This is a genomic window from Rhizobium sp. 01L410 (assembly GCF_056400165.1).
This window is the reverse complement of sequence record NZ_JBFTST010000002.1, coordinates 1-19,385: the sequence shown is the minus strand read 5'-3', so window position 1 is coordinate 19,385 and position 19,385 is coordinate 1. Positions and strand designations below refer to the sequence as shown.

Here is a 19,385-nt window from a genome sequence, read left to right as displayed (position 1 = left end):
TCCGTCTCATGTCATTTCTCACGCTGACCAACATTCAGAAGTCCTTCGGCCAGGTTCAGGTCGTCAAGAACTTCAACATGAATATCGAGAAGGGAGAGTTCGTCTCCTTCCTCGGCCCATCGGGCTGTGGCAAGACCACCATCCTGCGTATGATCGCCGGTTTCGAAACGCCGACCGGCGGCTCGCTGACGATCAACGGCAAGGACCAGAGCCCGCTGAAGCCGAACCAGCGCAATATCGGCATGGTGTTCCAGGCCTACGCGCTGTTCCCGAACATGACGGTGCACGACAACGTCGCCTTCGGCATGAAGGTTGCCGGCAAGCCGAAGGCCGAGATCGACGCGCGCGTCAAGGAAATGCTCGGCCTGATCCGCCTCGACCACCTGGCGGAACGCTACCCCTACCAGATGTCGGGCGGCCAGCAGCAGCGCGTGGCTCTCGCCCGCGCGCTCGCCGTCAAGCCGCAGGTCCTGCTTCTCGACGAACCGCTCTCGGCTCTCGACGCCAAGATCCGCGTATCGCTGCGCGAAGAAATCCGCGCCATCCAGCGCCAGCTCGGCATCACCACCGTCTTCGTCACCCATGACCAGGAAGAGGCGCTGTCGATCTCCGACCGCATCGTCGTCATGAACGCCGGCAAGGCCGACCAGATCGGCACGCCTTTCGAGATCTACAACACGCCGTCGACCCGCTTCGTCGCCTCCTTCGTCGGCACGCTTAACCTGATCGAAGCGAAGGTCGTCGACCCCGCCGCCAACCGCATCCAGATCGGCGATCAGGGCGTGACGCTGAAGCAGTCGGTGCAGACCTACAAGGCCGGCGATACCGTGCAGCTGGCGCTGCGCCCGGAAGCCGGATCGCTCGCCGAAGGCGTCAAGAGCGACACGGCACTCACCGGCGAAGTCGTTTCCGCCCACTTCCTGGGCTCGGTCATCCGCACCCGCATGAATGTCGGCGGCAACATCATTTCCTTCGACATGTTCAACAACCCGGGCGTCACCCCGCCCCAGTCGGGCGAAAGCGTCACGCTGCGCTTCATGGCGGCGGATCTTCTCGTCATCCGCGACTGACCGGACAAGCATACCCTCCTGCCAGGCGCCGCTCTCAGCGGCGCCTTTTTTCTTTGTGCAATTTCCGCGATGCACGGCGGGAATCCCATCGGCTGGCGCAAAAAGGGCGGCATTGCGAAGCAACACCGCCTTCTATTCTCAAATGCTTCGGCCCGGAGAAGGGCGGCAAGCGCCCTCACCCCTTCAAACCCTACCGGATCGCCTGATCGTTCGCGTCGAAGCGGTGCATATGCGCCCGGTCCGGCGTTGCGTAGACGATCTCGTCAGGAGCATACTGATGCTCGCCGAAAAGCCGCGCCGTCAGCAGCCCGCATTGGTCGGATTCCAGATAGACGATCGTGTCAGCGCCGAGATGCTCGACATGGACGATCTTCGCCTTCCAGGTGCCGCTGTCGCGCGACAGCGTCAAATGCTCGGGACGCACGCCGATGGTCTTGGCTTGCGCGTCACCGAGCTTGTCCGCGGCAATGAAGTTCATCATCGGCGAGCCGATGAAGCCGGCGACGAAGACATTAGCCGGGCGGTTATAGAGCTCCATCGGCGAACCGACCTGCTCGATCGCGCCGGCATTCAGGACGACGATCTTGTCGGCCAGCGTCATCGCTTCGACCTGGTCGTGGGTGACGTAAATCATCGTCGCCTTCAGCTGACGGTGCAGCTTGGCGATCTCCAGACGCGTCTGTACGCGCAAGGCGGCATCGAGGTTCGACAGCGGCTCGTCGAACAGGAAGAGTTCAGGCTCGCGCACGATGGCGCGGCCGATGGCGACGCGCTGGCGCTGGCCGCCGGAGAGCTCCGCAGGGCGGCGGGCGAGATAGGGCGCCAGCGACAGCATGCCGGAGGCCTCCGTCACCCGCTTCTCGATCTCGTCCTTCGGCTTGCCCGCCTGCTTCAGGCCGAGGCCCATATTGTCCTTGACGGTCAGGTGCGGATAGAGCGCGTAAGACTGGAAGACCATGGCGATGCCGCGCTTGGCAGGCGGCGTCAGCGTTTCATCGCGGCCATTGATCAGAACCGTACCGGAGGTCACGTCCTCAAGGCCGGCGATGCTGCGCAGCAGGGTCGATTTCCCGCAACCGGACGGGCCGACGAAGATGACGAACTCGCCGTCCTTGACCTCGAGGTCGATGCCCTTCAGCACTTCGTGCGTGCCGTAGGTCTTGCGAATGGATTTCAGTTGAAGCGATCCCAAGGGTCGAATTCCTTACAGTTTGACCGGCTGGCCGGTGCGTACGCTCTCGTCGGCGGCAAGGCAGATGCGCAGCGAAGCCACCGCATCGCCCATATGCCTGTTAAGGTCGATATCCTCGCGGATGGCCTTCAGCATGAAGGCCTGCTCGAAATCGCAGAGTTCCTGATGGCCAGGCTCGCCCGCCATCGTCATGTCCTGATCCGGCGTGATGAACTTGCCGGTAGGACCGGTCTCGGCGGTATGCAGACGGATGACGGATGTCTTCGTATGCGTGTCGATATCGTCGGACTTGGCGTTCGGATCCATGACGATCGAGACCGCGCCGTTCGGCGACATCACGTCCTTCACGAAGAAGGCCGTCTCGGAAATCATCGGACCCCAGCCCGCTTCGTACCAGCCGACCGAACCGTCTTCGAACAGCACCTGCAGCTGGCCGTAGTTGTACATGTCAGGCGCGATCTCATTGGAGAGGCGCAGGCCCATGCCGCGCACTTCAACCGGCTTGGCGTCGGTGATCTGGCACATGACATCGACATAATGCACGCCACAATCGACGATCGGCGACGTCGTCTGCATCAGCGACTTGTGGGTTTCCCAGGTCGGGCCGCTGGACTGCTGATTGAGGTTCATGCGGAAAACATAGGGGCCGCCGAGCTTGCGCGCTTCCTCGATCAGCTTGATCCAGGACGGGTGATGGCGAAGGATATAGCCGATGACAAGCTTGCGCCCGGCCTTCTTCGCAGCCGCCACGACGCGCTCGGCGTCGACAACGGTGGTCGCCAGCGGCTTTTCGACGAAGACATCGCAGCCCGCTTCGAATGCCGCAACGGCGTAGTCTGCATGGCTGTCGGAATAGGTGCAGACAGCGCAGAGATCTGGCTTCAGCTCGGCAAGGGCCGCATAGAAATCCGCATGGATCTTGTAGCCCGCGAGCGCCGGATCGAGCTTCGGCGCCGAGCGGTTGACGAGGCCGACGATCTCGTAGCCGGGATTGTTGTGATAGGCGAGCGCATGGCTGCGGCCCATATTGCCGAGACCGGCAACAAGGACGCGGACGGGCTTCTGTGAACTGGTCATTTCACTGCTCCGGAAGTAATGCCGCGGATCAGCTGCCGCGAGAAGATGACGTAGAGAACGAGGATCGGCAGGATCGCCAGCGACAGCGCCGCCAGAACCGCATTCCAGTTGGTGACGAACTGGCCGATGAAGATCTGCGAACCGAGCGTCACGGTCTTGGTGGCTTCCGCCGGGGCCAGGATCAGCGGGAACCAGAGGTCGTTCCAGATCGGGATCATGGTGAAGACGGCAACCGTCGCCATCGCAGGCCGCACCAGCGGCAGCACCAGGCGGAAGAAGATGGCGTATTCCGAGAGGCCGTCGATGCGCCCGGCATTCTTCAGATCGTCGGAGACTGTGCGCATGAACTCAGAGAGAATGAAGATCGCGAGCGGAATGCCTTGCGCCGTATAGACGAGAACAAGCGCCGTCAGCGTGTTGACGAGACCGGCAGCGACCATGCCCTGCAGGATGGCGACCGTACCAAGACGGATCGGGATCATGATGCCGATCGCCATGTAGAGGCCGACGAGCGTATTGCCCCTGAAGCGGTATTCCGACAGCGCGAAAGCCGCCATGGCACCGAACAGCAGCACCAGGAAGATCGCCACCACCGTGACGATAAAGCTGTTCTGGAAGTAGAGCGCAAAATCGCCCTGCCCCAGCACCGTCTGATAGCCGACAAGGCTGAAAGTCGACGGCGTCGGGATCTGCAGCGGCGAGCGGAAGATCGCGTTGCGGTCCTTGAACGAGTTGATGATCGTCAGGAACACCGGGAAGATGGCAATCAGCGTGTAGCCGAGGAGCGCCAGGTGGACGAGGCCGGTGCGCAGAGGAGACGTGCGTGCTTTGTTGGACATGTCGCGCTCCTCAGAACTGGTACCGGCGCATGCGCCGCTGGATGGCAAAGAGATAGAAGGAGACGCCGGCGAGAATGATGACGAACATCACGGCGGCGATCGTCGCCCCCATCGAGCGGTCGCCGAGCTGCAGCTGGAAACCGAAGAAGGTGCGGTAGAGCAGCGTGCCGAGAATATCGGTGGACATATCTGGCCCGGCGAGAGCGCCCTGCACGGTGTAGACAAGGTCGAAGGCGTTGAAATTGCCGACGAAGGTCAGGATCGAGATGATGCCGATGGCAGGCAGGATCAGCGGCAGCTTGATCTTCCAGAACTGCGCCCAGCCGGTAATGCCGTCGCATTCGGCAGCCTCGATCACCTCTTCGGGGATCGACAGCAGCGCCGCGTAGATCAGCATCATCGGTATGCCGATATACTGCCAGTTGGAAATCAGCGACACGGCGATCAGCGCCGGACCGGACTGGCCGAGCCAGGGCGCGAAAAGCCCCTTCAACCCGACAAGGCCCATCAGCCAAGGCGCTACCCCCCAGATCGGCGACAGGATCAGCTTCCAGATGAAACCGACGATGACGAAGGACAGCAGCGTCGGCAGGAACATGGCGGTGCGGTAAAAGGCCACGAACCGCAGCCGCGGCGTCGACAGCAGGGCTGCCAGCGCAATGCCGATCGGGTTCTGCACGCACATATGAATGACGAAGAAGATCAGGTTGTTGACCAGCGCGTTCCAGAAATCCCGCGCCCAGCGCGCGTCTCCGAACAGCACCTTGTAATTCGCCAGCCCAACGAAGGCCGGCTGACCGTCGACGAGATTGTAGAACGAAAGCCTGAGCGTTTCGATCAGCGGCAGGATCATGATCGCCGAATAGACGACGAATGCCGGAAAGAGAAAGACGCCGATATGCCAGCGTATGGGGCGTTTGATCGGTATCACGTCAAGACTGTTTGCGGCTTCGCTCATTGGCCCTCGCCTTATTGCTATTGGCTGACGTCAAAGCGCAGCGCAGATGAATCTCGGGGACGGTCAGGTGCTCTCTTGTGCGTCACGCCTGCGGCATGACGAAAGACCCCTTCTGGCCTGCCGGCCATCTTCCCCACAAGGGGGAAGAAGACTCGCGGCATGCGTCCCTCCCTGCCAATTGCCGCAGACTGGATGCGGCAAAAACCCCTCCCCCTTATGGGGAGGGGTTGGGGAGGGGTTTTCGCGTTACTTGCCCGGCTTGTACCAGCTGTCGAGGCCCTTCTGGAGCTTCTCGCCGGCAACGGCCGGCGTATCGGTGCCGTTGATGACGTTGGCCGATTCAACCCAGGTCTCGTTTTCGAGGTTCGGGGTGCCGCGCGACAGGATCTGGTAGGTCGAGCGGACGGTCGATTTGTACGGGCCGCGCCAGGAAACGAATTCCTGAGCCAGCGGATCGCTCATCTTCACCGGGTTGGAGTTCAGGCTGAAGAAGCCCGGCAGCGAGTTCGCGTAGATGTCGGCGAATTCGCTGGAAGCAACCCACGACAGGAACTTCTTGGCTTCCTCGGCATGGGCGCTCTTGGCGTTCAGGGCAACGCCGATATCCGGATGATCCGAGATGTAGCCCTGGTCGCCAGCCTTCGGAACCGGCGGCGGGAATGCGCCCATCTTGAACTGTGCCTGCGTGTTGAACAGCGCGATTTCCCACGAACCGGCAGGATAGATCGCTGCGCGGCCGAGCGTGAAGAGGTTCTGGCTGTCCGAGTAGGTCTGGGCTTCGAAACCGTCGCCGAGGTAAGGCTTCCACTTGGCAAGCTCTTCATACGGCTTGACCCAGTCGGCATCCGTCAGCTTCTGCTTGCCGGAGATCAGAGCGGCGCGGCCGTCTTCACCCTTCCAGTAGTTCGGACCGATGTTCTGGTAGCCCATGGTTGCGGCTTCCCAGAGATCCTTCGTGCCCATGGCGAGCGGGATATAGGTGCCGTCAGCCTTGATCTTGTCGAGGGCCGCGAAGAACTCGTCTTCCGTCTTCGGAATGGCAATACCCAGCTTGTCGAAGGCATCCTTGTTGTAGATGAAGCCGTGGATGACAGAGGCCATCGGCACGCAGAAGGTCGACTTGCCGTCGTCGGTCGACCAGGCAGCCTTGGCGACCGGCGTGAAGTTCTCCATGCCCGGCAGGCTCGTCAGGTCGGCCAGCTGCTTCTTGTTGAAGAGCTCGAGCGATGCGTCGAACGGACGGCAGGTGATGATGTCGCCAGCGGAACCGGCATCGAGCTTGGCGTTCAGCGAAGCATTGTATTCAGTCGGAGCGGTCGGCGAGAAGACGATCTTGATGCCCGGATTCTTGGCTTCGAAAGCCGGGATGATCTTTTCCTGCCAGATCTGCAGGTCGTCGTTACGCCAGCTTTCGACCGTTAGCGTCACGTCGGCGCCATAGGCAAAACCGGCCGACGTCAGCAGGCTCGACGCCAGCAGGAAGCTTTTCAGAGCAGTGTTTTTCATTTCCCTCTCCTGTTTTTAAGCGCCATCAGGCGCGTCTTTGGTTCTGAAACAAGCAATCGGAGTGTCTGAGGAAACACCCAACGCCCCTTTGGAGGATCGCCAGTGCTGGCGGTCCCTTAAGCTCGAACCGGCATGAAGGCTTGGAGCCCCCGGGCCGGACTGCACCCTCCCATACACAAGCGGGGCGCGGTGTTTTCATGAGGAAAAAGCTGATGATGACGAGCCGGCGGATTGCCTGAACGGGCAGTTCCGTGTCAAACCCAATCACTTTCAGGAGCGTCCCGGCATTTGATTTTGGCGCCGGTGTAAATTTGCCCCTGTTTGCTGTTCCCTTTTTCAGAATTAAGGCCAAAAAAATACCAATTGTCCAGCCGAATTTAACTTTTGGCAGTCCGAATTTTCATAAAAAATTTTTATCATTAAATATCAACATGATAGAAATATGAAATTTCAAAGCCAATTTTGCTTGGTAAATGGTATTTTTTTGGTATGGTAATAAAAAACGACGGGAACAGCGTTATCCGGGGGTCCGATGACGGAACTGGCAATCGGCATTGATGGCGGCGGGTCAAGCTGCCGCGCCGCGGTCGCAGACCGGAGCGGCAAGATTCTGGGCCGCGGCACCGCAGGCTCCGCCAATATCCTGTCCAATCTCCAGGGATCCCTGGAAAACATCATTCTCGCCGCAAAAGAAGCATTGCGCGATGCCGCATTGCCGCCTGAAACCGTTTCCAGTGTCTCCGCCGTCGTCGGCGTCGCAGGCGCCAATGTCGGCGACTACGGCAGCCGCATCGAAAAGGCCCTTCCCTTTGCCGATGGCAAGGTCGTGACCGACGCCCTGATCGCGCTGCAGGGAGCGCTCGGCGATTCCGACGGCGTCATCGGCGCCTTCGGCACCGGCTCTGTCTATAACGCGCGGCGCAACGGCACGATCAGCGGCATCGGCGGCTGGGGCTTCATCGTCGGCGACCAGGCGAGCGGCGCCCGCCTCGGCCGCGACCTGCTGGAGCGCTCGCTTCTCGCTTATGACAAAGTGCGGCCCGGTTCGGCCTTGACCGAGAAGATCATGGCCGAGTTCGGAAACGATCCGGAAAAGCTCGTCGAATTCGCCCATATCTCCAAGCCCAAGGATTTCGCGCGCTACGCGCCAGTGATCTTCGATCATGCGAACAACAATGACGAAGTCGCAGCAGCCATCGTCAGCGAAGCCGCAGCCGCGATCGGCGAAAATCTCGATGCGCTGATCTGGCCGGAATGCCCGGCGATCTGCCTGCTGGGTGGCCTGGCAAAAGCCTATCGCCCCTGGCTCGCGAAGCGTCATGCCGCGCTGCTGGCCGAGCCGAAAGGCGACGTCCTGCAGGGGGCGGTCGAACTGGCCGTCAAACGCCTTGCCATCGAGACTCGGGGGGCGGCATGACCGAAGATCTCTCCGCCATCCTCTCGCCCGAACGCGTCCAGGCCGGCGGCACCGGGCCGCTCTACGTCAAGCTTCGCCGCACGCTGGAAGAGGCCGTTCGCAGCGGCACGCTGGGACACGGCGATGCCCTGCCCCCGGAACGTGACATTGCCGAATTCGCCGCCGTCAGCCGCGTCACCGTCCGCAAGGCGATCGATGATCTCGTCGCCGATGGCCTGCTGGTGCGCCGCCACGGCTCGGGCACCTTCGTCACCAAACCGGTTTCCAAGGTCGAACAGCGCCTGTCGCAACTGACCTCGTTTACCGAAGACATGGCGCGGCGCGGCATGACCTCTCGCTCCGAATGGCTGCACAAGGGCATCCACACGCCCTCGCCTGACGAAATGATGATCCTCGGCCTCGGCACCGACATCAAGGTCTCGCGCCTGTCACGCCTGCGCATCGCCGACGACCAGCCGCTGGCGATCGAAAACGCCAGTGTGTCAGGCGAGTTCCTGCCCGACCCTTCGGTGGTCACCACCTCGCTCTATGCCGAACTCGAACGCCGCCAGGTCCGCCCGACCCGCGCCGTCCAGCGCATCTCGGCCACCAACATGAAGGAAGCCGACGCCCACCTCCTCGGCGTCGCGGTCGGCGCCGCGGGCCTGTCGATCGAGCGTATCTCCTATCTCGCCTCCGGCCGCGCCGTGGAATTCACTCGCTCGCTCTACCGTGGCGATGCCTATGATTTCGTCGCGGAGCTGACGATCGCCTCGTAGTCATGCAGATCACATTGAAGAGCCGCTCGCCTGGCGCTATTCCTTGAGATCATGATCACAGGACCCAGAATATCCGTTCTCGACGCGGTTTCCGACCCGGGCAATCCGGCAAAGGCAAACGAAGACCGCCTCGGTCACAACGAGGCCTGCGCCTTCGTCATCGACGGCGCAACTGGTCTCGGCGATCGCCAATATATCGATGCTGATGGCAGTGATGCCGCCTGGATCACCGCACGTTTCGCGGATGGTTTTCAGCGCGGCATTGCGCGCAAGACGGCAATATCGGATATCGCCCGCGCTATATCCGAGGGCGCCCGCAAGGACTTCACCGACAGCCACCCAGGCGTCCCCCGCTATGCCTGGCCGCTCTCGGCCTTCGCCATGATTCATGCGACGGATGAGGCCTTCGACTTCTATGGTCTCGGCGACTCCTGCGTATTCCTGCTTCAAGACGACGGCTCGGCAAGCCTCCACACGGCGATACCGGGTGCCTATGCGCGCGAGCAGGAGCACGCGCGCAGCCACATCGCCCGCACCGGCGGCATCAACAAAGGCGGCGGCGCGCTCGGTGACACCGAGACGCTCGCCGCACTTCGGCGGCACCGCGAAAGCCAGAACACGCCGGGCGGCATCTGGACGCTCGGCCTCGTTCCCGAGGCAGCCGACCATCTTGTCTATCAGCAACTACCGGTCAAAACCCGGGCGCACGCCATCGTCTGCAGCGACGGCCTGGCCGACCTCGTCGTGCTCTACGCACGTCACGACGCGGCAAGCCTGGTCCGGACGGCACTCGACAAGGGACTGCGCCCGATGATCGAAGAACTCCGCCAATTGGAACGGGAGATCGACCCCGAAGGTCTCCACTATCCCCGCTTCAAGCAGAGCGATGATACGACGGCGATATTGGCAGAGCTCAGAGCCTAGCCGCGCGGCATTCCCTACCAGAGCCGCGCCAGCCACCGGCTGTGACCTGACAGTTCGTCGAAAACCGTGTCCGCGGAAACAAGCGGAAGCCCCTCGGCCATAGCCGTTGCCGCGATCAGCCGATCGAAGGGATCGCGATGCTGCCAAGCCATCGTCGATGCATGCAGGCAGATTTCAGGCGTCAGCGAAGCGCTGCTGCCGCCCTGGCGTTCGAGGATATCGGCCAGCTTCAGAACCTGGGGCTCCATCTCCGGCCATTTGCCGATCCGCACCTTCTGACCGATTTCAAACAGGGAAATCGGCGAGACGAAGACTGCGTCCGCTTGACCGATGACATGGATGGCCTTCCGGCTCAGCCGCTCGTCGCCGGTCAGCGACCAGGCCCAGGCATGGGTATCGAGCAGGATGGCAGTCAATTGCCGCCTTCCCAATCCGCGAGGGTGGCCTCATCAAGCGGCTCGAAGAAATCCGGACCGCCGCCGGCGATCTCGCCTTTCAGCAGACCGATCTGAAATGTGTTTTGCGGGATCGGCACGAGCTTGACCGCGGGCTTCTGGCCCTTGGCGATAACCACCTCTTCGCCCGACAAGGCGGCGTCGATAAGTTTCGAGAGATTGGTCTTCGCGGCATGGACGGTCACGCGCATCGCACAGCTCCTTAGCTAACTTAGCTAAGATACGCGAAACTGCAGCAATTTTCCAGAGCACTGATACGTGGGGACCAAAAACATCATTATTTCAAAACGATAAGGGCGAAAAGTGAATCACTTTCCGCCCTTCTTGATTCAATCTCTGAACTTGCCGCCCTGAGATCAGGCCGCGTTCTCGATCTCGTCGCTGACCTTGGCAGGCACATAGTTCAGCACCGGGCCGAGCCAGCGTTCGACCTCGGCGACCTCCATGCCCTTGCGGGCGGCGTAGTCTTCCACCTGATCCCGCTCCACCTTGGCAACGCCGAAATAGTAGGAGTCGGGATGGCCGATATAGATGCCTGATACCGAAGAACCCGGCCACATCGCGTAGCTTTCCGTCAGCGTCACGCCCGCGGTCTTCTCAGCGTCGAGCAGTTCGAACAGCGTCTTCTTCTCGGTATGATCGGGCTGCGCCGGATAGCCGGGCGCCGGGCGGATACCGGCGTACTGCTCGGTGATCAGCTCGTCGTTGGAGAGCGTCTCGTCCTTGGCGTAACCCCAGTACTCGCGGCGAACCTGCTCATGCATGCGCTCGGCAAAGGCTTCCGCGAAGCGGTCTGCCAGCGCCTTGACGAGGATCGACGAGTAGTCGTCGTTCGCCCGCTCGAAACGCTCGGCGATCGCCACTTCCTCGATACCGGCGGTCACGACGAAACCGCCGACATATTCCTCGAGACCGGTTGCTTCGGGCGCGACGAAATCCGACAGCGCCACATTCGGACGGCCGTCCCGCTTCGACAGCTGCTGGCGCAGCGTGTAGAAGGTCGCGAGCTCTTGCTTGCGGCCCTCGCCGGTGAAGAGACGGATATCGTCGCCGACGGCATTTGCCGGCCAGAAGCCGATCACCGCGCGCGGCCGGAACCATTTCTCGTCGATGATCTTCTTCAGCATAGCCTGGGCGTCATTCCAGAGCGCCCGCGCCGCCTCGCCCTGCTTCTCGTCCTCGAGAATGGCGGGGTAGCGGCCGCGCAATTCCCAGGTCTGGAAGAACGGCGTCCAGTCAATATAGCGGGCGATATCGGCAAGATCGAAGTCTTCGAAAACCTTGGTTCCCAGGAAGCTCGGCTTGGTTGGCTTGTAACCGGTCCAGTCGACCTTGTGAGCATTTTCACGGGCACGCGACAGCGGCAGGCGCACCTTCTCGGCTTCGCTGCGCGCATGCGCGGCCGCGACCTTGGCATATTCGGTGCGGATATCGGCCACGTAGCCGTCCCGGTTGTCAGGTGACAACAGCGACGACACCACGCCGACTGCGCGGCTGGCATCCGTCACGTAGATCGCCTGGCCCTTGTTATAGCCCGGATGGATCTTCACCGCGGTGTGCACACGGCTCGTCGTCGCGCCGCCGATCAGCAGCGGGATCTCGAAGCCCTGGCGCTCCATTTCGGCCGCCACATGCACCATCTCGTCGAGCGAAGGCGTGATCAGCCCGGAGAGGCCGATGACATCGACCTTCTCGGCAATCGCAGTCTCCAGGATCTTCGTGGCCGGCACCATGACGCCGAGATCGATGATCTCGTAATTGTTGCAGGCGAGCACGACACCAACGATGTTCTTGCCAATATCGTGCACGTCGCCCTTGACGGTCGCCATCAGGATCTTGCCGGCCGACTTCTGCTCGCTGCCCCCATTCAGCCGCTTCTCTTCCTCCATGAAGGGAAGCAGTACGGCAACGGCCTGCTTCATGACGCGGGCGGATTTCACCACCTGCGGCAGGAACATCTTGCCCGAGCCGAAGAGATCGCCGACGACATTCATCCCGGCCATCAGCGGGCCTTCGATGACATGCAGCGGACGCGCAGCCTTTAGTCGCGCTTCTTCGGTGTCGGCCTCGATATATTCGGTAATGCCGTTGACCAGCGAATGCTCAAGACGCTTCTCGACCGGCCATTCACGCCAGGAGAGATCCTGCACACGGCCTTCGCGCGCAGCCCCGCCCCGGAACTTCTCGGCCACCTCAAGCAGGCGCTCGGTGCTGTCAGACCGGCGGTTCAGCACCACGTCTTCGCAGGCTTCGCGCAGCTCGGCATCGATATTGTCATAGACGGCCAGCTGACCGGCATTGACGATGCCCATGTCCATGCCCGCCTGGATGGCGTGATAGAGGAACACGGCATGCATCGCCTCGCGCACCGGCTCGTTGCCGCGGAACGAGAAGGACAGGTTCGAGACGCCGCCCGAAATATGCACCAGCGGCATTTCCTTGCGGATCGTCCGTGTCGCCTCGATGAAATCGACGCCGTAATTGTTGTGCTCCTCGATGCCGGTCGCGACAGCGAAGATGTTCGGATCGAAGATGATGTCCTCGGGCGAGAGCCCCGCCTCTTCGGTCAGCAGCTTGTAGGCGCGGCGGCAGATTTCGACCTTGCGGTCGTAGCTATCGGCCTGCCCGGTTTCGTCGAACGCCATGACAACGACGGCAGCACCGTAGCGATGCAGCAGCTTCGCCTGCGCCAGGAAATTCTCTTCGCCTTCCTTCAGCGAGATCGAATTGACGATCGGCTTGCCCTGAACGCATTTCAGGCCCGACTCGATGATCTGGAACTTCGAACTGTCGATCATCACCGGCACGCGCGCGATATCCGGCTCCGCGGCGATCAGGTTCAGGAACTCGACCATCGCCTTTTCGGAATCGATCAGGCCTTCGTCCATGTTGATGTCGATAACCTGCGCGCCGTTCTCGACCTGGTCGCGGGCCACGTCGAGCGCTGCGGTGTAATCGGCATTGGTGATCAGCTTGCGGAACTTGGCCGAACCCGTGACGTTGGTGCGCTCGCCGACATTGACGAACGGAATGTCCTTGGTCAGCTCGAAGGGCTCGAGGCCCGACAGCGACATGAAGGGGCGATGCTCCGGGATCGGCCGCGGCTTGTACTCGGCAACGGTCTCGGCGATGACGCGGATATGTTCCGGCGTCGAGCCACAGCAGCCGCCGACGATATTGACCAGGCCTTCGTGGGCAAAGCCCTCGATCTGCGCCGCCATCAGCTCCGGCGTTTCGTCATACTGGCCGAACTCGTTCGGCAGGCCGGCATTCGGATAGGCGCAGATGAAGGTGTCGGCAACGCCCGACAGCTCCTGCAGATGCGGACGCATCGCATTGGCGCCGAGCGCGCAGTTGAGACCGATAGTGAATGGATTGGCGTGGCGCACCGAGTTCCAGAAGGCCGACGGCGTCTGGCCCGACAGCGTGCGGCCGGAAAGGTCGGTGATCGTGCCGGAGATCATGACGGGCAGACGGATGCCCTTGGCCTCGAAGCGCTCTTCGCAGGCAAAGATCGCCGCCTTGGCGTTCAGCGTATCGAAGATCGTTTCGATCAGAATGATATCGGCGCCGCCGTCGATCAATCCGTCGATCTGTTCGCCATAGGCGATGCGCAGATCGTCGAAAGAAACGGCGCGATAGCCCGGATTGTTGACGTCGGGCGAAATCGAGGCGGTGCGGTTGGTCGGGCCGATGGCACCGGCCACGAAACGGCGGCGGCCATCTTCGCGTTCGGCGCGGATGGCCGCGCGACGGACGATCTCGGCACCTTCCTTGTTCAGCGCATAAACCTCGCCTTCCATCTCGTAATCGGCCTGCGCGATGCGGGTCGAGGAGAAGGTGTTGGTTTCGAGAATGTCGGCGCCGGCCTTGGCATATTTATAATGGATCTCTTCGATCGCATCCGGCTGGCTGAGGATCAGAAGATCGTTATTGCCCTTCTGGTGGCAGGCGCAGCCGATGAACCGGTCGCCGCGGAACTGGTCCTCGTCATAACCGAGCCCCTGGATCTGCGTGCCCATGGCGCCGTCGAGAACGAGGATGCGTTCGCTGGCAGCTTTCTTCAGCGCTGCGAACACCTCACTGCCGTCGCGTTTTACCCCATCGGGGCCAAAAAGATTGTCGAACACGGGCGGACTCCTTGACGTCGCTAATAACAGGGCGATCAAATCACATAAAGATATCTTTATGTCAATATATGCAGCGCGATTCCGCCATTTGCAAGCCCCGGCGGATGACAGACTCGGCGGACCCCTATATAGGCGTTCCGCAAAGCTTTGTGCACGAATTCGGAGGAGTAGCATGGCACTCGCAACTGGCGGCACCGCCCTCGGCAATTGGACGAACCGCGCCTATCACCGGAACTGGCTTCTCGCCCAGGCAAACGGCCTTTTCGACTTCTTCCAGCACAATTCCATTAACCCGAAGGGCGGCTTCTACGATCTCGATGATCAGGGCAAGCCGCTGGATGCCGAAGGACAGGTGCGCAGCATCCACATCGCCGCCCGCTCCGTGCATTGCTTTACCCTCGGCGCGCTGTTAGGCCGCCCCGGCGCATCCGATGCCGTCGACCACGGCATGGATTATCTCTGGAACCACCACCGCGACCGCAAGAACGGCGGCTATTTCTGGTCTTTGGACAACAACGGCCCTGTCGATTCCAACAAGCAGGGCTATGGCCACGCCTTCGTGCTGCTCGCCGCCTCCGCCGCCAAGACCATCAGCCATCCGCTCGCCGACGGCATGATCGCCGATATCACCGAGGTACTGAACACCCGCTTCTGGGAAGCCAAGCACGGCGCCATCGCCGAAGAGTTCACCGCCGACTGGCAGCCGCTCGATGGCGGCAACTACCGCGGCCAGAATTCCAACATGCATCTGACCGAAGCGCTGATGGCCGCCTTCGAGGCGACCGGCGACCGCGAATACCTGACCAAGGCCGAAAGCATCGCCGATCTCGTCATCCGCCGCGCTGCCGGTTCCGTAGGCTGGCGCGTTGCCGAGCATTTCGGCGCCGATTGGCAGCTCGACAAGAATTACTACCACCCGAACGAGATGTTCCGCCCTGCCGGCACCACGCCCGGCCATTCGCTGGAATGGTGCCGCCTCATCCTGCAGCTCTGGGTGCTCGGCGGCAAGAAGCAGGACTGGATGCCGGAAGCCGCACGCGGCCTGTTCTCACAGTCGATCGCACTCGGCTGGGACAACGACAAGGGCGGCTTCTTCTATACGCTCGACTGGGACGACAAGCCCGCCAAGCGCAACAAGCTCTGGTGGCCGGTCTGCGAGGCAGCCGCTGCGGCACATTTCCTCAACGAGCATCAGCCGAGCGATTTCCACGAGGAAAGCTACCGCAAGGTCTGGAACCTCATCGAGCGCCGCTTCATCGACCACAAGAACGGCGGCTGGCACGAAGAACTGACGGAAGACCTCGTGCCCTCGCACAGCCTCTTCCCCGGCAAGGGCGATATCTACCACGCCCTGCAGGCCTGCCTGATCCCGCTCTTCCCGGCAACCGGCAGCATCACCAAGGGCATCATCGAGGCCGGCGGCAAGATTTGAACGGCATCTGCCATTCCCGCTCCGGCGGGAATGGCTTTCCGGCTTCAGGCAAGCCGCAGCGAATCCAGGTCCTTGGCGAGCATCAGCGCCAGAGCCTCGACCGCGAGATTATGGTCATCGCGCTGCGGCAGGCCCGAAACCGTCACCGCACCGATACAGCCGGTGCCTTTCACAGTAATCGGAAAGCTGCCGCCATGGGCGGCGTAATCGGCGCTCGAAAGCCCGTTGGTCTCGATCGTCTTGCCGTCCGATTTCAGCTTCAGGCCAGAGGCATAACTGCTCTTCGAATAGCGGAAGACCATATTGCGCTTGCGCCTCACCCACTGGACGTTGTCAGGAGTGACGCCCGGCAGCGCCGCATAGAACACCGGCATGGAATGCAGCGACACATCGATCGCCACGCCGAGGCCGCGCTCTGTCGCCAGCTCCTGCAGGAGCTTGCCGAGCTGCCAGGCAGTCGTCAGGTCGAAACTGTCGAAGGCCAGCACCTTCTCCTGCTCGGCAATGCGAACCAGATCGTCCTCGATGGTCATGACAAGCAATCCTCTTCCGAAACAAGCAACCGGAAGAGAACATCCGCAGGCCGCGGAAAAAAGTAAAGCGAAATCGTAGTGATAGCTGTTGGTGCGGCATCGGCGATAGTGGCTGGCGCGGCATCAGCCGCTGCCACATGGAAGCCCTTCGTCAATGCGGCATCGTTACAAGCGCCCCGATGATCTCTTCCGGCCGCATCGGCTCGCTGGCGCGCAGCTTAACCTTGCCGTCGCGGTCGATCAGGATCAGCCCGAACTCGCCCGGCTGCGGACCATCGAGATCCTCGCGCAGTTCGTCGGCATCGAGATCGTGCGGATCGTCGAACAGCGGAAATACCCCGCCGCCGGCGACATTGAAAACCTCGATGTCTTCCTCGATGAAGCGCATATGCGCCTTGCGCAGCAGATCGTCCTGCCTGCTGGCGCGGTCGTCCTCGGCATCGGCAAACACCAGGAGAACACGTTTCTTGCCGGCGAACTGCCTGAGGCATCGCGGCGCCGGCAGTTTATGCGGCGCCGTTCCCATGATTTCCCGTACGAATGATTTCAGCATGATGCCCGTCCTTCCTATCACCATCAACGGCTGGAAGCGTGAGCGGTTCCCGTTGCAGAGATGGGATCGCCGCGAGGCAGCGATCCCGAGCCTTAAAGGCTATTCGCAGGATTCGCGCGCTGCGCGTCCCTCGATGGCGACGACATCGGTCACGCCATTGGCGAGAAGCCGTTTGCGGACGAGAACGCGCATGACGCGCGCCGCCGTCGAAAACGTCATCTGGTCGAGCGGCCCCTCGCCTTCCCAGGGCTTGGTGAGCCGTTCGGTGACGGCGCCGACGATATTCCGCGGCACGATGTCATCGCATTCGCGCATGGCTTCGAACACCATGCTGATCGGCAGGACCTTCCCCTCGAAGGTCACGATCGGTTCCGTGAGTTCCGTATCCCATTCTTCGAAGGCATAGAGCGCCTCGCGAAAGAGTTCCTGAAGGGTGAACGGGGCGTGTCCGTTGTGAAGTGGCGGCAAGGCATTCGTCATGTCTGTCTCCTCTTGGCAGGGATGAAGCCATTTCCTCCTCATCGGCCGGGTATAATGCGGAAAACAGAACTCGGGTTCCCTCGCACGGCCGAATAACACGATCGATTTTATAGTGTAACAGTCGCGTGATAAAGCTATTTATGCCCGGGGCTCTCTGCAAGCGCCTGCCGGAAACAGACAAGCCGTTGATATCGCTCAGGATACCAACGGCCATTTTTTGACATCGGAAAGCGATGTTAGCGCTTACTGCTCGAGCGCGAAGGTGACGCTGACACTGACATTATAGGTATTTTCGCCACCCTGAACCGGCACCGAGGAATCGGCCGCTTCCTTCATCATTGCCGCGCGATAGACCGGCTGCGGCATCGGCCGGCCGCTGTTTTCCGTGATTTCGATGATCCGGCCGAGCTTCACACCAGCCGCCTGCGTCAGCGTCTTCGCCTTCTTCAGCGCCGAGGCGACAGCATCCTTGCGCGCCTCATCGATCACGCCCTCGGGCTTGTCGTTGGTGAAGGAGATATCGCCGCCCTGATTGATGCCGAGCGTCACCGACTGGTCGATGATGGCACCGAGTTTCGAAAGATCGCGAACCCGCACCGTGATGCCGTTCGACACCTGGTAGCCGATCAACTCCGGCTGCTTCGGCTGGCCGTCGCTGCTCTGCGGATACTTATATTGCGGCTGCACCGAAAAGCCCGATGTCTGCAGGTCCTTCTCGGCGATCCCGCCCTTCTTCAAGGCGGTAAGCACGTCTGTCATCGCCTTGTTGTTCTCGTCGAGCGCCTCGCGCGCCGTCTTCGCCTGTTTGACGACCGAGAGATTGATAACCGCCATGTCGGGCGCCACCGAAGACTGCCCATCCCCCGACACGGTGATAACAGCCTCGCGCGGCTTTGAATCATCGGCCAGAGCCGCCGCCGTCACCGGCAAAACGGCCGCTGCCGTCATCAAAAGGCCAAGCACAAGCTTTGTGGAATTCCGCAGCGCCATGATTCACTCCTTGGTTGTCGCTACCCCTTTCCCTTCTTTGGCGTTTGATTGTGAAGCTATTGCGGCAACGTCTTGTCGCTGCATCCGAATTACGCTAGAGCGAAACCGCTGCGGGGAACCATTGCCCCAAAGCAGCGCAGACACCTGCGCCAGGGCCTGTAGCTCAATGGTTAGAGCCGGCGGCTCATAACCGCTTGGTTGGGGGTTCGAGTCCCTCCGGGCCCACCATCGACCTTATCAGAGTTTGATTTTTCTAACTTTTTGAGTTTATGGTGGTTTTTGAAACGTACTGTTACACACAAGTGTTACACATATGGCTTGGAAGTCAATTTCTCCCGACAAGTACCTATACCTTCGTGGACGCTGTTTTTACGTGCGGAGAAGGGTCCCAACGGAACTTAGGAACGCCATCGGGAAGGAGTTTCTAATCACCAGTTTGAAGACATCGGACTTCAAACAAGCCTCCCGACTGGCGACATTCATCAACGCAGACCACCAGAAGCTATTGGATGCGGCTTCTGGACGGCTTTATCCACCGGAAAATAGCCGAAAGCTGGACGACCTTTCTGCCGATGAAATTGAGAAGATCGTCATAGACTGGTTCTCAAACACCTACGTGGCACGAGCCAACTATTTCGCGGGTGGTGATCTCTATGAGCCAGAGCCGGAGGAAGTTGAAGATAAGGGGGAGCTTGAAGAGCGGCGATTAAAGGCAGTCAAGGAACTACAGCTTCTATCTCTACAGTCGCATCCCATGCATGATCCCCTTCTCCGGCGGACCATCCAGCTAATTGCTCAAAGAAATGGATTGGCCACTCGAAGGACGAAGAAAGACGCTTTGACCTTTAGGGTGGAACTTGTCGCCAACGTTGCTGGCTGGAAATACCGCTTCTTTTTCGATCTTGTCCGGCGGGCCGCTGTCGAACTAGGCCCTGCACTCATAAACGGGGTTCACACGCGGGCATGGCTTTGATTCAATGAGGCTTTGATTTGGAGGCCTCAGATGACCCGTCGCCGGTTCGACCTGACTGATTTCGAATGGAGCATTATCCAGCCGCTTCTTCCTAACAA

General features: G+C 60.9%; 18 protein-coding genes and 1 tRNA gene. 7 read left to right on the top strand and 12 right to left on the bottom strand.

Features of this window, described 5'->3' with window-relative positions; genetic code table 11:
* Positions 1-8: 8 nt before the first annotated feature.
* Positions 9-1,070: an ABC transporter ATP-binding protein gene (locus AC1DV9_RS04630; RefSeq protein ID WP_112386945.1), complete on the top strand. Its 1,062-nt coding sequence runs from the start codon at positions 9-11 to the stop codon at positions 1,068-1,070.
* A gap of 190 nt (positions 1,071-1,260) precedes the next feature.
* Here AC1DV9_RS04630 and AC1DV9_RS04625 read toward each other — a convergent pair whose 3' ends face one another.
* The 5 genes from AC1DV9_RS04625 to AC1DV9_RS04605 form a co-directional block, all read right to left on the bottom strand.
* Positions 1,261-2,262 carry an ABC transporter ATP-binding protein gene (locus tag AC1DV9_RS04625; protein ID WP_477946413.1) on the bottom strand — a complete coding sequence of 334 codons (1,002 nt, stop codon included), beginning with the start codon at positions 2,260-2,262 and terminating at the stop codon, positions 1,261-1,263.
* A gap of 12 nt (positions 2,263-2,274) precedes the next feature.
* Positions 2,275-3,339 carry a Gfo/Idh/MocA family protein gene (locus AC1DV9_RS04620; RefSeq protein ID WP_477946411.1) on the bottom strand — a complete coding sequence of 355 codons (1,065 nt, stop codon included), beginning with the start codon at positions 3,337-3,339 and terminating at the stop codon, positions 2,275-2,277.
* Entirely contained in the window at positions 3,336-4,178 is an 843-nt protein-coding gene (locus AC1DV9_RS04615; RefSeq protein ID WP_112386942.1) for a carbohydrate ABC transporter permease, read from the bottom strand. Before AC1DV9_RS04615 ends, AC1DV9_RS04620 begins: the two co-directional genes overlap by 4 nt.
* Before the next feature lie 10 nt (positions 4,179-4,188).
* Entirely contained in the window at positions 4,189-5,136 is a 948-nt protein-coding gene (locus AC1DV9_RS04610; RefSeq protein ID WP_477946409.1) for a carbohydrate ABC transporter permease, read from the bottom strand.
* Positions 5,137-5,382: 246 nt separating this feature from the next.
* Positions 5,383-6,642 (bottom strand): ABC transporter substrate-binding protein, encoded by a 1,260-nt coding sequence (locus AC1DV9_RS04605; protein WP_477946407.1) that lies wholly within the window; start codon positions 6,640-6,642, stop codon positions 5,383-5,385.
* 532 nt (positions 6,643-7,174) lie between these two features.
* On the opposite strand from AC1DV9_RS04605, the gene AC1DV9_RS04600 reads away from it, so the two are divergent.
* The 3 genes from AC1DV9_RS04600 to AC1DV9_RS04590 are packed head-to-tail and all read left to right on the top strand — an operon-like array spanning position 7,175 to position 9,741.
* Positions 7,175-8,059: a glucosamine kinase nucleotide-binding domain-containing protein gene (locus AC1DV9_RS04600; RefSeq protein WP_477946405.1), complete on the top strand. Its 885-nt coding sequence runs from the start codon at positions 7,175-7,177 to the stop codon at positions 8,057-8,059.
* A complete protein-coding gene (locus AC1DV9_RS04595; protein WP_477946404.1) occupies positions 8,056-8,817 on the top strand; it encodes a GntR family transcriptional regulator in 762 nt (253 codons plus the stop codon). The genes AC1DV9_RS04600 and AC1DV9_RS04595 overlap by 4 nt, the downstream gene beginning before the upstream one ends.
* Positions 8,818-8,868: 51 nt before the next feature.
* Positions 8,869-9,741, top strand: coding sequence for a hypothetical protein (locus AC1DV9_RS04590; protein ID WP_477946402.1), 873 nt, complete (start codon positions 8,869-8,871; stop codon positions 9,739-9,741).
* 14 nt (positions 9,742-9,755) lie between these two features.
* Here AC1DV9_RS04590 and AC1DV9_RS04585 read toward each other — a convergent pair whose 3' ends face one another.
* The 3 genes from AC1DV9_RS04585 to metH all read right to left on the bottom strand — a co-directional run bounded on the left by AC1DV9_RS04585 (position 9,756) and on the right by metH (position 14,326).
* On the bottom strand, positions 9,756-10,157 hold the full coding sequence (locus AC1DV9_RS04585; protein WP_477946400.1) for a type II toxin-antitoxin system VapC family toxin: 402 nt from the start codon (positions 10,155-10,157) through the stop codon (positions 9,756-9,758).
* On the bottom strand, positions 10,154-10,387 hold the full coding sequence (locus AC1DV9_RS04580) for a type II toxin-antitoxin system Phd/YefM family antitoxin (RefSeq protein WP_477946398.1): 234 nt from the start codon (positions 10,385-10,387) through the stop codon (positions 10,154-10,156). The genes AC1DV9_RS04585 and AC1DV9_RS04580 overlap by 4 nt, the downstream gene beginning before the upstream one ends.
* Before the next feature lie 165 nt (positions 10,388-10,552).
* On the bottom strand, positions 10,553-14,326 hold the full coding sequence (gene metH, locus AC1DV9_RS04575; RefSeq protein WP_477946396.1) for a methionine synthase: 3,774 nt from the start codon (positions 14,324-14,326) through the stop codon (positions 10,553-10,555).
* Between the two features lie 172 nt (positions 14,327-14,498).
* Between metH and AC1DV9_RS04570 the strand changes: the two genes are divergently transcribed.
* Entirely contained in the window at positions 14,499-15,758 is a 1,260-nt protein-coding gene (locus tag AC1DV9_RS04570; protein ID WP_477946394.1) for an AGE family epimerase/isomerase, read from the top strand.
* Between the two features lie 44 nt (positions 15,759-15,802).
* Here the strand turns inward: AC1DV9_RS04570 and AC1DV9_RS04565 are convergent, their stop codons facing one another.
* The 4 genes from AC1DV9_RS04565 to AC1DV9_RS04550 form a co-directional block, all read right to left on the bottom strand.
* Complete coding sequence (locus AC1DV9_RS04565; protein WP_477940193.1) at positions 15,803-16,291, bottom strand: heme-degrading domain-containing protein; 489 nt, start codon at positions 16,289-16,291, stop codon at positions 15,803-15,805.
* A gap of 151 nt (positions 16,292-16,442) precedes the next feature.
* Positions 16,443-16,844, bottom strand: a complete 402-nt coding sequence (locus AC1DV9_RS04560) for a DUF4174 domain-containing protein (protein ID WP_477946392.1) — start codon at positions 16,842-16,844, stop codon at positions 16,443-16,445.
* Positions 16,845-16,943: 99 nt separating this feature from the next.
* On the bottom strand, positions 16,944-17,324 hold the full coding sequence (locus tag AC1DV9_RS04555; protein ID WP_112386932.1) for a BRA0787 family protein: 381 nt from the start codon (positions 17,322-17,324) through the stop codon (positions 16,944-16,946).
* A gap of 243 nt (positions 17,325-17,567) precedes the next feature.
* Positions 17,568-18,314: an SIMPL domain-containing protein gene (locus AC1DV9_RS04550; RefSeq protein ID WP_477946390.1), complete on the bottom strand. Its 747-nt coding sequence runs from the start codon at positions 18,312-18,314 to the stop codon at positions 17,568-17,570.
* 152 nt (positions 18,315-18,466) lie between these two features.
* On the opposite strand from AC1DV9_RS04550, the gene AC1DV9_RS04545 reads away from it, so the two are divergent.
* Both AC1DV9_RS04545 and AC1DV9_RS04540 read left to right on the top strand, forming a co-directional pair.
* Positions 18,467-18,542, top strand: a tRNA-Ile gene (locus AC1DV9_RS04545).
* 85 nt (positions 18,543-18,627) lie between these two features.
* Positions 18,628-19,287, top strand: a complete 660-nt coding sequence (locus AC1DV9_RS04540; RefSeq protein ID WP_477946388.1) for a DUF6538 domain-containing protein — start codon at positions 18,628-18,630, stop codon at positions 19,285-19,287.
* Positions 19,288-19,385 lie beyond the last annotated feature (98 nt).